Genomic DNA, 14054 nt, shown 5'->3' with positions numbered 1-14054 from the left:
CCCGCGGAGGACCTCAGCTCCCGCGCGTCCCCCAGACGGAGGGCCCCCGTTCCGGTCGCACTCGGGCGTCGGCCGTGCGAGCATCGAGTACCCCCTCTCCCGGCCCCCGCCGGCCACTCGAGAAAGTCCTGCGATGACGCGTTCCCCCTCCTCCCGCCCCCTCGCCTCCGGGCTGATCGCGCTCGTCGCGACCGGTGCCCTGCTCTTCGGCGCGACCCCGGCCCTCGCCGCGGAGAACCCGCAGAAGCCCCTGTCCTCCTCCGAGGAGGCGCCGACCGGCCTCGCTCCCGCGAGCGAGTCGCCCGAGGCCGCCCAGCAGACCGCCCGCGCGGCCGTCAGCTACTACAACGCCCTCGTCGGCGGCGAGGAGCTGGCCGCCGGACAGCGGATCGTCTCGGGCACGAACGGCTACTCGTTCCGGATGCAGACCGACGGCAACGCCGTGGTCTACGACCCGCAGGGCCGCCCCACCTTCGCCACGAACACCCAGGGCCGCGGCGACCACCTGGTCATGCAGACCGACGGCAACATGGTCGTCTACTCCGCCAAGGGCGGCCCCGTGTGGAGCACGAACACGATCAACGAGGCGGGAGCCTCGGTGATCATGCAGCCCGACGGCAACCTCGTCGTCTACCGCGAGAACGGCTCGCCCGCCTGGGCGAGCAGCGTCCGCCGCGTCATCGCCGAGCCGGTGACCGACACGCTGTTCACGGAGCAGACCCTCCGCCCCGTCCACCAGCTCACCTCCGCCGACGGCCGCTTCAGCGCCGTCATGCAGAACGACGGCAACTTCGTCGGCTACGGCCCGCAGGGCGCCGTCTGGGGCACCGGCACCGGCGGCTCCGGCAACCGCATCACCATGCAGAAGGACGGCAACGCCGTCATCTACGGCTCCGACGGCTCCGTCAAGTGGTTCTCGGGCACGCGCGGCAAGGACCTCCGCCTGGGCATCAACAACGCCGGCTCGCTGATCATCGTGAACCCGTCCGACGACGTGATCTGGACCAGCCAGGCCGCCTTCCCCTCGACGACGCTCTACGCGGCGAACTCGCTCGAGGCGGGCAGCTTCCTCCGCTCCGCGAACGGCGTCTACCGAGCGGTGATGCAGGCGGACGGCAACTTCGTCGTCTACGGCAAGAACGGCCCGATCTGGGCGTCGAAGACCACCCGCGCAGGCGGCTTCTTCGCCATCGACACCAGCGGGCAGATCGCCGTGGGCACCGAGACGACGAGCGGATGGTCGGTCGTCCCGCCCGCCGCGTCGGTCGGCCCCTACAAGCTCGTCATGCAGGACGACGGCAACCTCGTCGAGTACGACAGCCGCCGCGCGGTCTGGGCCAGCCGCGGCTGACGCCCCTCCGCCACGACGCCCCCTGGTCCCCGGACCGGGGGGCGTCGTCGTCTCCCCCGCCGTGGGACGATTCCCCCGACCCCGCCGCCCTCCCCGACAGGACCCCTGCGATGACGCACCTCCCCTCCGGCCGCTCCCTGACCGCCTCCCTCGCGGCGCTCGCCGCCACGAGCGCGCTCCTGCTGGGCTCGCTGCCCGCCGCCGCGGTCGAGGCCCCGCCCTCGGCGTCCTCCGCCGTCGCCTCCGCCGCGGTCCTCCGTGCCGGCGAGCAGCTCGCGCGCGGCGAGCGCCTGGTGTCCCCCGACGGCGCCTCCTCCCTCGTGATGCAGACCGACGGCAACGCCGTGGTCTACGCCGCCGGCGGCCGTCCCACCTGGGCCTCGGGCACGCAGGGGCGCGGCGACAGCCTGCGGATGCAGGACGACGGCAACCTCGTCGTGTACGCCGCGGACGGGCGCCCGGTCTGGGCGAGCGGCACGGTGGCCGACCCGGGCGGCGAGCTGCGGATGCAGGACGACGGCAATCTCGTGATCTACCGCCGCAGCGGCTCGGCCGCCTGGGCCAGCAGCATCGGCGGCCGGATCGACGAGCCGCGCACCGACACCCTGCGCCGCGGCAGCACCCTCTACGCGGGGAACCGGCTCGCCACCCCGGGAGGCACCACGGCGGTGATGCAGGCGGACGGCAACCTCGTCGTCTACGGGCAGGGCGGGGCTCTCTGGGCGAGCGGCACCCGCGGCCGGGGCAACGTCCTCCGGATGCAGGACGACGGGAACGCCGTGGTCTACACCGCGGACGGCGCGCCTCTGTGGGCCTCGGACACGTCCGGCGAGCCGGGCGCCACGATGGTCCTCCGCGAGGGCGATCTCCGGATCGCGGACGACTCCGGCGTCCTCTGGAGCAGTGCCGCGCTCGTCGTGCGCGACTCGCTCTCCCCGAGCGGCCTCGTCGTCGCGGGCACGCGGCTGACCTCGGCGAGCGGGCAGTGGCGGGCCGAGATGCAGCGCGACGGCAACTTCGTCGTCTACGGGCCGAACGGCGCGGACTGGGCGACGAACACCTCCTCCGCCTCCGGTGCCGCCTTCTCGATGAGCTCCGAGGGCCGGCTCGACGTGGCCGACTCCCGGATCCTCTGGCTGCGGTTCCCGAGGATCTCCTTCGGCATCGGCCAGACCGGCGTCGTCGCGCCCTACCGCCTCGTGCTGCAGGACGACGGCCGCCTCGTCGAGTACGACGGCATCGGACGGGCCGTCTGGGCCAGCCGGGGCTGACGCGCGACGCATGATGGAGGGGTGAGCGACCCCGGCGACTTCATCCGCTCGGCCCTGGAGTACGAGGGCGACGTCTGGCGCGCGCAGGACGTGCGCGAGCGCCTGGGAGCAGGGCTCGACTCGACGGGCGCCTCGGTCGGGGCGGTCCGCGGCACCGTCCGCGACGCGCTGAGGAAGTTCCACTCGCTCGAGCACGACGACGTGACAGCCCTCTCCTCCGAGCTGTGGGACCCGGCGGTCTTCGAACCGCGGCTGGCGGCCGTCGTGCTGCTGCAGTCCCGAGCCGAGTGGCTGCGCGGCTCCGACCTCACCCGGCTCGAGGGCTTCGTCCGCGACTCCCGCGTGGACGAGCTGAGCGACCCGCTGGCCCGCGACGTCGTCGCTCCGCTCCTGGCCGGGCTGCTTGGTGCGGCGCGGACCCGGGCGGACGCGGTCCTCGACCGCTGGGAGGCGGAGGGCGGGCGCCTGGCGCGCGCGGCCTCCCTGGCGCGGGCCTCGGTCCCCACGGAAAACGGCTGAACGGCCGCTCGGACCGACCGCCCCGCGGAGCCGGGCGCCTGCTCAGGCAGCCCGGTGCTCCTGAGCCGCCGTGCCGTCCGCCACCCGGATCCGCGTGTCGAACTCCAGGCCCGGATCGACCCGGTGCGCGATCAGGACCACCGTCCGCCCCTCGGCGGCGCGGAGCAGATCCCCGAGCAGAGCGTCGGCCACGGGAGCGTCCACCGACGCCGTCGGCTCGTCCAGCACCAGGACGCGGAAGTCGGCCAGGAGTGCGCGTGCGAGGGCGATCCGCTGAGCCTGGCCGCCCGAGACGAGCGAGCCCCGCTCCCCCACCCGCGCGTCGAGCCCGCCGCGTGCAGCAAGCCAGCTGCCTAGCCCGACCCGCTCCAGCACTGCCTCGAGAACGGCGCCATCGGCCTCGGGCCGCGCGAAGAGGAGGTTCTGCCGGATCGTGTCGTCGAAGAGGTACGGCTGCTGCTCCACGAGTCCGACCCGCTTCCGCACCTCCGCCTGCGGCAGCGTCCGCGCCTCGACCCCGCCCAGGAGGTAGCTGCCGGAGTGGTCGAGGAAGCGCACCAGAGCGTGCGCGAGCGTCGTCTTCCCGGAGCCGCTGCCGCCGGTGACGAGGACGCGCGCACCCTCCGGCAGGTCGAGCGAGACGCCCCGCAGCGCGGGCGTGTGCGCGCCGGGCCAGCTCACCGACAGGTCGCGCAGGACGATGCCGGCGCCCCGGGGAGCCGGGGCATCCGGGTCCACGTCCGCGTCGGTCGCGAGCGCCGGCGACGCCGCCTCGGCGTCCAGATCGGCCAGGCGCTGAGCGCTCGAGAGCGCGGTGCGCGCCGCCTGCACGGCGAGCGGCGCGGCGGCGGCGACCTCGAAGACCGCGAGCGGCACGAGCGCGACGACTCCCAGCGCCGGACCGCCGAGGTCGCCGATCGCCGGGATCCCGAGCGCGAGGCCCGCCCAGACCGCACCGCCCGAGCAGAGGGCGAGGACGGCCGCGGCCAGTCCGGCGGAGGCCGCCCGCCGACGCGCCGCCCGGGCGAGCGACTCCTCCGCGCGTGCCACGTCCGCCAGAGCGTCACCCGCCGCATCGAAGGCGATGAGCACGTCGAGACGGGTGACCAGCAGGTTGAGGCGCTCGGCGAGCTCCCCGCGCAGCGGCGCCAGCTCGCGGTCCGCCTGCGCGGAGAGCCGGCCGGCGCCCAGAGCCCCGCCGGCGAAGGCGAGGACGAGCAGCGCCAGCAGCACGGCGCCCATCGCCGGCAGCAGCAGCCAGACGCCGACCACGGAGACCGCAGCGACCAGCGCCGCGACGACCAGCGGCTGCACGACGCGCAGCGGCACGTCCTGCTGGGCGTCGACGTCCGACACCACCCGGGCGACCAGGTCGCCGCGGCGCACGCGGCCCAGCCCGTCCGGCGCGACCGGCACCAGGCGCTCGTAGACGCCCGCCCGGAGCTCCGCGAGCGCGCGGAAGGCGGCGTCGTGGCCGGTCAGCCGCTCGAGGTAGCGGAAGAAGGCCCGCGCCAGCGCGAAGGCCCGCACGCCCACGACGGCCATGGAGAGGAACAGGATCGGCGGCTGCTCGGCCGCGCGGACGATCAGCCAGGCCGAGCAGGCCAGCAGCGCCACGACGGCCGAGGAGGAGAGCAGACCGAAGGACAGCCCCGGCAGGAAGCGGCGCGGCCCGGGCATCGCGGCGCGGAGGACGTCGGAGCGGTTCACCTCGCGACCGCCCCCGCCGGCGCCAGGGCGATCACGGCGTCGGCCGCCGCGACGGTCGCGGGCCGGTGGCTGGCGACGACGACGATCGTCCCGCTCTCCGCCAGCGTCCGGAGTCCGGCGAGCAGCGCCCGCTCGGACTCCTCGTCGAGGGCAGCGGTCGGCTCGTCCAGGGCCAGCACCGCGCACCCGCGCTCGAGCAGGCGGTGCACGGCGCGGGCGACGGCGACGCGGGCGCTCTGCCCGCCCGAGAGGCCCGTCCCCTCGGCGTCGAGCCGGCGCTCGGGGTCCACGTCGACCGCGGCGATCGCCAGGGCCCGCCGCACGCGCTCGGGGTCCGGCGAGAGTGCCCCGAGCCCGACGGCGGAGGCGACGCTCCCCGGGAGCAGGTCGGGCCGCTGGCCCGCCCAGGCGAGCGTCGACCGCAGATCCGCGACCGGCGACCCGCCGAGCAGCAGCGTGCCCGAGAAGGGCACGAAGCCTGCGAGCGCGGCGAGCAGCGTCGACTTCCCGGATCCGCTGGGCCCGGTCACCACGGTGATCGACCCGACGGGGAGCACCGCGTCGACAGGAGCGAGCGCCCGCCCGCGTCCGTCGTCGACCGCGAGACCCCGCAGCTCGAGCGCCCCCGTCGCCGCCGGGGCCTTCCCGCGAGCGGGCAGGGCCGCCGCGCGCTCGAGGACGGCGAAGGCGCGGTCCGCCGCCTGCACCCCGTCCGCCGCCGCATGGAACTCGGCACCGACCTGCCGCACCGGCAGGAACACGTCCGGCGCCAGCACCAGGACGAACAGCCCGACGGCCAGCCCCAGCGAGCCGTCGACGAGCCGCAGCCCGATCGAGACGGCGACCAGCGCGACCGAGAGCGAGCCGGCGAGCTCCAGCACGAAGCCGCTGACGAAGGTCACCCGCAGCACCTTCATCGTGTGCACGCGGTAGTCCTCGGTCAGCGCGCGGATCCGCGTCGCCTGCCGCTCGGCCCGCCCGAAGATCTTGAGTGTTGCGAGGCCGCCGACGGTGTCGACGAAGCCGGACGCGAGCGCCTGCAGCCGCTCCCACTGCCGCGCCTGCACGGCCTGGGTCGCCCAGCCGATCAGCACCATGAACACCGGGATGAGCGGCAGGGTCACCACCAGGAACACCGCGCTGAGCGGATCGGCGAGGAAGACCACGAGTGTCAGGAGCGGCGTCGCCACCGCGGTGGCGATCAGCTGCGGGAGGTAGCGGGCGAAGTAGCCGTCGAGGGAGTCCAGTCCGCCGCCCAGCAGCGCGACGACCCCGCCTGAGCCCCCTTCGGAGCGGCCCGCCGGGCCGAGCTCGACCAGTGCGGCGAGGACCGCCTGCCGCAGCTGCGCCTTCGCTCCTGCTCCTCCGCGCACCGCGTTCACCTCGGTCGCCCAGGCGAGAGCCGCCCGCGCCGCGACGACCGCGAGCAGGGCGGCCAGCAGCGGCGCGAGATCGTCGGCGCTCCTCCCGTCGACCGCACCGGCCACCAGCTGCGCCACGAGCCACGCGAAGGCGACGATCGCCAGGGTCCTCGCCAGCGCGAGCACCCCGCCGAGCAGGAGGAACACGCGGGCCGCCCGGGCGTAGCGGAGCAGGCGCGGATCGAGGGGCTTCACGTCAGTGGGCGTCGACCGGGATGTGCGCGCGGCTGATGCGCTTGCGGAAGATCCAGTAGGTCCAGGCCTGGTAGCCGACGATGAGCGGCACGAACACCAGGGCGGTCCAACTCATGACCGTCAGCGTATAGGGCGTGCTGGAGGCGTTCTCGATCGTCAGCCCGTAGGCGGGGACGTTCGAGGCCGGCATAACCGCGGGGAACAGCGTCGCGAAGAGGGCGAGCACGGCGAGCGCGATGGTGCCGGCCAGCAGCGCGAAGGCGCGTCCCTCCCGGCCCCGCGTGATGGCGAGCCAGCCGCCGACGAGGGTCGCGGCCGCGCCCGCCGAGAGCGCCCAGGAGGCGGTGCTCCCCTGGCCGAGGTTGGTCCAGGCCAGGAAGACCGCGGCGACGACCACGGTGAGCAGCCCCGCGCGGGTCGCCAAGCGGCGCGCACGCTCGCGGATCTCCCCCTCCGTCTTCAGGGCGACGAAGACGACTCCGTGCGTGAAGAAGAGCAGGAGGGTCGTCGCTCCGCCCAGCAGGGCGTAGGGGTTCAGCAGGTCCAGGACGGTGCCGGTGAAGTTGTGGTCGGCGTCCATCGGGACGCCCTGCACGATGTTCGCGAAGGCCACGCCCCAGAGGAAGGCGGGCACCGCGGAGCCGACGACGATCATCGTGTCGAAGCGCCGCTTCCACTGCGCCTCCGGACGCTGGTGACGGTACTCGAACGAGACGCCGCGGGCGATCAGCGCGAGCAGGATGAGCAGAAGCGGCAGGTAGAACCCGCTGAAGAGCGTGGCGTACCACTCCGGGAACGCGGCGAACAGGGCGGCGCCGGCGACGATCACCCACGTCTCGTTCAGGTCCCACACCGGGCCGATCGTGTTGATCAGCACGCGGCGGTCGGTGTCGTCGCGCCCGAGGAACGGGAGCGACATGCCGACGCCGAAGTCGAACCCGTCGAGGACGAAGTAGCCGATGAAGAAGAAGGCGACGATCCAGAACCAGAGAACGGCGAGATCCATGAGGGGTGCCTCCTAGTAGACGGTGCCGACGAGCTGCGGGCGACCGCTCTCCTCGTCGACCTCGGGAGCGTCGTCGGGGCCGGCCTGCGCGGCCCGCTTGATCAGGCGGAACTCGACCACGGCGAGCGTGCCGTAGATCGCGGTGAAGGCGAGCAGCGAGATCAGGACCTCGACGCCGCTCACTCCGGGCGAGACTCCGTCGGCTGTCTTCAGCAGCCCGAAAACGAGCCACGGCTGGCGGCCCATCTCGGTGAAGACCCAGCCCACGATCATCGCCATCAGCGGCAGCGGGGCGGCCCAGATCGCGACCTTCCACATCCACTGCTTCGGCTCGCGGCCCTTCCGGGTGAACCAGAGGCCGGCCGCGGCCACGCCGATGGCCAGGACGCCGAGGGCCATCATCCAGCGGAACGACCAGTAGGTGACCCAGATGATCGGCGTGTAGTCGCCGGGTCCGTAGACCTGGGTGTACTGCGCCTGGAGGTCGTTGATGCCCTCGACCGTGCCGGTGAAGGTGTGCGTCGAGAGGAAGGAGAGCAGGTAGGGGATGCGGATCGAGAACAGCTCGCTCGAGCCGTCCGGCGTGCCCCAGGTGAAGACGGAGAAGGAGGCGTCGACGCCCGTGGAGGTCCTGTAGAGCGCCTCCGCGGCCGCCATCTTCATCGGCTGCGTGTCGACCATCGCGAGGCCGAGCGAGTCGCCGGTGAACAGGGTCAGGCCGCCGCTGACGAGCATCATCCAGGCGCCGAACCTCAGCGCGGGGCGCATGGTCTCGAGGTGCTGGTTCCGCGAGAGGTGGTAGGCCGCGACGCTGATGATGACGGCGGCCGAGACCATGAAGCAGGCGAAGATCGTGTGCGGGAACGCGGCGAGCGCGACCTTGTTGGTGAGGAGCGCCCAGATGTCGGTGAGCTCCGCGCGGCCCTTGGTCTCGTTGATGCGGAAGCCGACCGGGTTCTGCATGAACGCGTTCGCGGCGATGATGAAGTAGGCCGAGAGCGTGGTGCCCAGCGTGGTCAGCCAGATGGTGGCCAGGTGCAGCTTCTCGGGCAGCTTGTCCCAGCCGAAGATCCAGAGGCCGATGAAGGTCGCCTCGAGGAAGAAGGCGAGCAGGCCCTCGAACGCCAGCGGGGCCCCGAAGACGTCGCCGACGAAGCGGGAGTAGTCGCTCCAGTTCATCCCGAACTGGAACTCCTGGACGATCCCGGTCACGACGCCCATCGCGAAGTTGATCAGGAAGAGCTTCCCGAAGAACTTCGTCAGCTGCAGGTAGTGCACCTTCCCGGTGCGCACCCAGCAGGTCTGGAAGATCGCGACGGTGAGGGCCATGCCGATCGTGAGCGGCACGAACAGGAAGTGGTAGATCGTCGTCAGACCGAACTGCCATCTCGACAGCAGGAGCGGATCCAGGAGTTCGTTCACAGCTCCGAGAGTAGGTCGGCGGAAGGGGTCCGTCGGCTCCGATCCCAGTACTGGGGCGGATGTGCGGCCATCCGCGAGCTCCTGGCGGCACCCTTTCCGGGGTGGCCCCGGACGCCCCTCCGAGCGCTCCCGCCGACCGGTCGCTCGACGTCGAGACAGTCCCTCTCGACGTCGAGGGAGTCCCCCGCGCGGCGACTGCCGAGCGGGGCTCGCCTCCGTCGGACCCGCCGCCGCCGGCCTCTCGACGCCGAGCGATCAGGCAGGAGGCGGAACGCTGAGACTTCCTCTCACGAACCTTCAGTGAATTCCCAGGCGCACATCCGCGAGATCGGCCGTGGGAATCCGTTCACTGCGCGACGCATCGACGGACTCGCCCGGTGGAGAGACTCCCGGAGCCGATGCCGAGGCGCCGCCGGCGGGCGCCCCGCGGTCAGCCGGCGTCGACGCGAGAGCGGGAGCCGGAGAACCAGGCGGGCGCCTGGAAGCCGTACTTCAGCACGGGCAGGTCGCGGGTGAGGCGCCAGTAGCCCAGTGCCGCCGCGACGCCGATCCCGCAGACCAGGAGCGGCACGACCGGCCCGATGACGTCGAGCCAGCGCTCTCCGTCGAAGAGCAGCAGGGCGCTCGTGGCGAGCGAGACGAAGAGGACGTGCACCACGTACACCGGGAGCGTGTTGCGGCCGATGAAGGTGATCCAGCCCGCGCCGCGCCGGTTCGAGAGGAAGCGGGCGACCACGAGCCCGGCGAGGACCGCCAGCACGCTCACCAGGACCAGCCCGATCGTCAGCAGCGGGAAGCGGGCGCGGACGGCGAGGATCACGCCGGCGAGCACGAGGAACAGCACGCCGAAGCCGACTCCGCTGAGGATCCCGCGGCGCTCCACGAACGCGATCACCGCGTTCCGCAGGTAGAGGCCGAGCAGGAAGAACATCAGGTAGCGGGCCATGCCGTCCCAGGCGATGTTCCCGGTGCCCTCGGAGGTGCTGGAGCGGACGGCGTACCAGACCACGGCGATCGCGGTCGCGATGCCGATCTGCACCCGCCAGTCGATCCGGCCCTGCGCGAGCTTGGCGGCCACGAAGAAGATCGTGAGCGCGTAGAGGAACCAGAGCCCGTTGTGCGGCATCACCGGCTGGAGGAGCAGCGCGAGCGGGTCGGACTCGTCGGTGCCGCCCGGGTTGGGCACCACCAGGAAGAAGAGGAACCGCACCACGGACCAGAGCAGGAAGGCCCAGACCAGCAGGCTCAGCCGCGAACGCCAGAGCTCCGGCCACGACCGGGTGAGCACGGAGCCGGCGAACAGCCCCGAGGCGAGGAAGAACAGCGGCATCCGGAAGGTGATGAGGAGGAGGTTGATCTCGTTCCACGAGTCGGGGGCGATCCCGGCCGTCGTGGTCCACTGCACGGAGTGGGCCAGGGCGACCAGGATGATCGCGATGCCCTTCGCCGTGTCCACCCAGGTGATGCGTGCGCGTGCCATGAGTCCTCGTCGTGATCGTCCATCGGAAGTCGGCCGGCGGCGACGATGGCGATGGCGATGTGCAAGTGTCGCACGGCTGTGCATCCTCTGTGATGTTCTGCGCGTATCCGATCACGGCGATCCGGTGACGGAGAGACGGCCACCGGGTGCGCGGGTCCTCGGCCGGCCGCATCGTGGACGACGCGCCCCCGCCGATGCCCGAAGATCGAGCCATGACTCGAGCGACGCCCCCCGGCTCCGCCCCCGGCCCCCGCCGCATCCGCCTCCGCCTCCTGGTCGCGCTGCTGGTGCTCGCGCTGGTCCTCGCCGGCGCGGGCATCGCCCTCTCGCTCGCCTCGCGGAGCGGAGGCGCGGGCGCTCCGGCCGCGAGCTCCCCCGACCCCGGCCCGACCTCCTCCGTCGACATGGCCGAGCGCGTCGCCGGTCTCGAGAAGCGCTTCGCCGCCGGGTTCCCGCAGCACAGCATCGTCCTCACGGGCAGCTCCACGATCGGCCGCTGGACGACCTCCAAGGAGGACCTGCGCCCGCTCGAGACCTACAACATCGGGATCGGCGGCACGACCGTCGCCGATCACCTCGCGTGGCTGGACCGCATGGTCGCCCCCTTCGATCCCCGCGCCGTGATCGTGTACGTGGGGGCGAACGACATCAGCGGCGAGGAGGGCTCGCGCACCGGCGCCCAGACCGCCGGTGCCGTCGTCGAGTACCTCCAGCGCGTGGAGGAGGCCGCCCCCGACGCCGAGCTGTTCTACGTCGAGATCGCGGAGACGCCCGCCCGCGCCTCCGTCGGCGCCGAGGTCCGCGCCGCCAACACCGCGGTCAGCGCCTACGCCGAGACGGACGACCGCGTCACCTTCGTCCCCACCGCCGACGCGCTCGTCACCTCCGACGGCTCTGTCGACCCCTCCCTCTTCGTCGACGACGGCCTGCACTTCGACGAGGCCGGCTACGCCCGGTTCTCGGAGGCGGTCCGCGCGGTGGTCCTGCCCGCTCTGGAGTGAACCGGCGGGCCGACGCACTGCAGCCCCGCTCGACGTGAGCGGCCCGGGGACACCGCGCCCGGAGCCCCCAGTGTTGACCCTGAAGGGGGACACGGCCCCTCCGCCGCGCGCGCCTATCCTGGCCCCGCGTCATCGCCGACAGCGCCCTCTGCACCGCCGCAGACCGCCGCTCGCTCAGCAGCGCCGACCGTCTCGGAGTCACCGATGCCCCGCTCGAGGATCCGCCCCCGCGGTCTCGCCCTGCTCACCGTCCTGGCGATCACGGCCGCCGCGCTCGTCGCCGGGCCCGCGGGTCCGGCGTCCGCCGCTCCCGTCGTGCCCGTCGGCTTCACCGACTCCCGGGTGGCGGCCGTCCCCGCGCCGACCGCCCTCGCCTTCACGACCGACGGGCGCACCCTCGTCTCCTCGCAGACCGGAGCGATCCGGGTGATCCGCGCCGGCGGCCTGGTCGCCACTCCGGCCCTCGACCTGCGCTCGAAGGTCTGCGCCAACGGCGAGCGCGGTGTGCTCGGCCTCGCGGTCGACCCGGCACCGGGCTCGCGCACCGTCGTCGTCTACTACACCGCGAAGGGCTCCGACTCCTCCTGCCCGACCAACGCCGGCGGCACGGTGAACCCCGCGGGAGCCCCGCGCAACCGCGTCTCCTCGTTCCAGCTCGGCACCGACGACCGCATCGACCCGGCCTCCGAGCGCGTCCTCCTCGACGGCATCTACTCCCCCGCGAGCAACCACAACGGCGGCGACCTCGCCATCGGGAAGGACGGCCTGCTCTACGTCAGCGTCGGCGACGGCGGCTGCGACTACCGCGGCGGAGTCGGCTCGCCGGGCGGCAGCGGCTGCGGCGGCCGGAACGACGCCGCCCGCGACCCGAACATCCTGAACGGCAAGATCCTCCGGATCACCCTCACCGGGGGCGTCCCGGCCGGCAACCCCTACCTGGGCACCGGGACCGCCTCCTGCCGGCTCGCCCCGGCCGCCGCGGGCGTGCGCTGCCGCGAGACGTTCGCGAGCGGCCTGCGCAATCCGTTCCGGATGGCCTTCGACCCGAACGCGACCGGCACCGTCTTCCGCATCAACGACGTGGGCCAGGACGCCTGGGAGGAGATCGACCAGGGCGTCGCCGGCGCCGACTACGGCTGGAACACCCGTGAGGGCCACTGCGCGAAGACCGGCTCGGCCTCGAACTGCGGAGCCGCGGCGCCCGCCGGGCTCACCGACCCGGTCCACGACTACGCGCACAGCAGCGGCTGCGCCTCGATCACGGGCGGCGCCTACGTCCCCCGCGGCGTCTGGCCGGCCGCCTACGACGGCGCGTACCTCTTCGGCGACTACGTGTGCGGGAAGATCCGGACCCTCGGCCGCACCGGCGCGGCCGGCGACCTCGTGACCGGCCTCGGCGGCAGCAGCGCCGTCGCCATGGCCTTCGGTCCCTCGCGCGGGACCCAGGACCTCTTCTACACCAGCTACGCGAACGGCGGCGAGGTCCGGCGCCTCGCCTACACCGCCGCGGCGAACCGCGCCCCGACCGCGACACTCACCGCCGCCCCCTCCTCCGGCGCGGCTCCTCTCGCCGCGCGGCTGAACGGCTCGGGCAGCAGCGACCCGGAGGGCGGTGCCCTGACCTACCTGTGGTCGTTCGGCGACGGCACCCCCGACCGCATCACGACCGGCCCGACCTTCACCCACAGCTACGCCGCCGGCAGCTGGACCGCGTCCCTCCGCGTCCGCGATCCGAAGGGAGCCGTCTCCGCACCCGCGACGACGAGGATCACCTCGGGCGACAGTGCCCCGACGGTGAGCATCACCGCACCCGCCGACGGAGGGGTGTTCGTGACGGGCCGGAGCTACGGCCTCCGGGCCACGGCGACCGACGCCGAGGACGGCGTCCTGCCCGCCTCGGCGCTCACCTGGACCGTCCAGCGCCGCCACGCTCAGCACACGCATCCCTTCCTCGGGCCGCTGACGGGGAACGACCTCTCCTTCGTCGCCCCCGGCCCGGAGGACCTCGCCGCCGCCGCGGACAGCGACCTCCTGATCAGCGTCACGGCGACGGACTCGAGCGGAGTGTCGACGACGGCGACGCGGACGTTCTCCCCGCAGAAGGTCTCCGTCACCCTGGCCACCGCTCCCGCCGGCCGGACGGTCGTCGTCAACGGCACCGAGGTCGCCGGAGGCACGACCGTCGTCTCGTGGGCGGGCTCGGCCCTCCAGCTGGAGGTCCCGGACCAGACCGACGCGTCGGGCACGGCCTACCGGTTCTCGTCCTGGTCGGACGGCGGCGCCGCCTCGCACAGCGTCGTCACTCCCGGGAGCAGCACCACGCTGACGGCGACCCTCGTCGCCGCCGGGCCCCCCGGCGCGCCGACCGCGGTCACCGCCACGGCGGGCTCGGACGGCACGGCGACGCTCGCGTGGTCGCCCCCCGCGGGGACCGGTGGCTCGGCGGTCACCGGCTACCGGGTGTCGCGCGACGGGTCCGACACGAGCGGAGCCGGAGCCTGGAGCGCCGTGGTCGCCGCGACCAAGCGCTCGCAGACCTTCACGAAGCTGGTCCCGGGCCGCAGCTACACCCTCTCGGTGCAGGCGGTCACGGCGAACGGCACCGGCCCGGCGGCCTCCGCGCTCGTCGCCGTCCCCTGACCGCTCGGCGTCCACCGGCCTCCCGGGCGCAGCCCTGC

10 protein-coding genes are annotated in these 14054 nt (G+C 73.5%); 5 read left to right on the top strand and 5 right to left on the bottom strand.

The genetic code is table 11. The features are described from left to right. The first annotated feature begins 133 nt into the window (after positions 1-133). The 3 genes from C5D50_RS10835 (at position 134) to C5D50_RS10825 (ending at position 3141) form a co-directional block, all read left to right on the top strand. On the top strand, positions 134-1351 hold the full coding sequence (locus tag C5D50_RS10835) for a hypothetical protein (protein WP_104289006.1): 1218 nt from the start codon (positions 134-136) through the stop codon (positions 1349-1351). 110 nt (positions 1352-1461) lie between these two features. Continuing rightward, complete coding sequence (locus tag C5D50_RS10830) at positions 1462-2622, top strand: hypothetical protein (protein WP_181137337.1); 1161 nt, start codon at positions 1462-1464, stop codon at positions 2620-2622. Positions 2623-2643: 21 nt separating this feature from the next. Next, positions 2644-3141, top strand: a complete 498-nt coding sequence (locus tag C5D50_RS10825) for a DNA alkylation repair protein (RefSeq protein WP_104283487.1) — start codon at positions 2644-2646, stop codon at positions 3139-3141. A gap of 42 nt (positions 3142-3183) precedes the next feature. On the opposite strand, the gene cydC is transcribed toward C5D50_RS10825, so the two are convergent. The 5 genes from cydC to C5D50_RS10800 all read right to left on the bottom strand — a co-directional run bounded on the left by cydC (position 3184) and on the right by C5D50_RS10800 (position 10375). Continuing rightward, a complete protein-coding gene (cydC, locus tag C5D50_RS10820) occupies positions 3184-4851 on the bottom strand; it encodes a thiol reductant ABC exporter subunit CydC (RefSeq protein WP_104283486.1) in 1668 nt (555 codons plus the stop codon). Next, entirely contained in the window at positions 4848-6467 is a 1620-nt protein-coding gene (gene cydD / locus C5D50_RS10815) for a thiol reductant ABC exporter subunit CydD (RefSeq protein ID WP_104283485.1), read from the bottom strand. The genes cydC and cydD overlap by 4 nt, the downstream gene beginning before the upstream one ends. A gap of 1 nt (position 6468) precedes the next feature. Further along, positions 6469-7473 carry a cytochrome d ubiquinol oxidase subunit II gene (gene cydB / locus C5D50_RS10810; RefSeq protein ID WP_104263596.1) on the bottom strand — a complete coding sequence of 335 codons (1005 nt, stop codon included), beginning with the start codon at positions 7471-7473 and terminating at the stop codon, positions 6469-6471. Positions 7474-7485: 12 nt separating this feature from the next. Beyond that, positions 7486-8895 (bottom strand): cytochrome ubiquinol oxidase subunit I, encoded by a 1410-nt coding sequence (locus tag C5D50_RS10805; RefSeq protein ID WP_104267010.1) that lies wholly within the window; start codon positions 8893-8895, stop codon positions 7486-7488. A 430-nt stretch (positions 8896-9325) separates the two neighbouring features. After that, positions 9326-10375 carry an acyltransferase family protein gene (locus C5D50_RS10800; protein ID WP_104348320.1) on the bottom strand — a complete coding sequence of 350 codons (1050 nt, stop codon included), beginning with the start codon at positions 10373-10375 and terminating at the stop codon, positions 9326-9328. A gap of 212 nt (positions 10376-10587) precedes the next feature. Between C5D50_RS10800 and C5D50_RS10795 the strand changes: the two genes are divergently transcribed. Together C5D50_RS10795 and C5D50_RS10790 are read left to right on the top strand one after the other, a co-directional pair. Beyond that, the gene (locus tag C5D50_RS10795; protein WP_181137336.1) at positions 10588-11376 is read left to right on the top strand and encodes a GDSL-type esterase/lipase family protein; all 789 of its coding nucleotides are present in this window, start codon (positions 10588-10590) and stop codon (positions 11374-11376) included. Positions 11377-11580: 204 nt separating this feature from the next. After that, positions 11581-14016, top strand: a complete 2436-nt coding sequence (locus C5D50_RS10790) for a PQQ-dependent sugar dehydrogenase (RefSeq protein ID WP_104283480.1) — start codon at positions 11581-11583, stop codon at positions 14014-14016. The last annotated feature ends 38 nt before the right edge of the window (positions 14017-14054 follow it).

The sequence above is a fragment of the Rathayibacter sp. RFBD1 genome, from assembly GCF_002932915.1.
GTDB lineage: Bacteria > Actinomycetota > Actinomycetes > Actinomycetales > Microbacteriaceae > Rathayibacter.
This window is presented reverse-complemented; position numbering and strand designations above follow the sequence as displayed.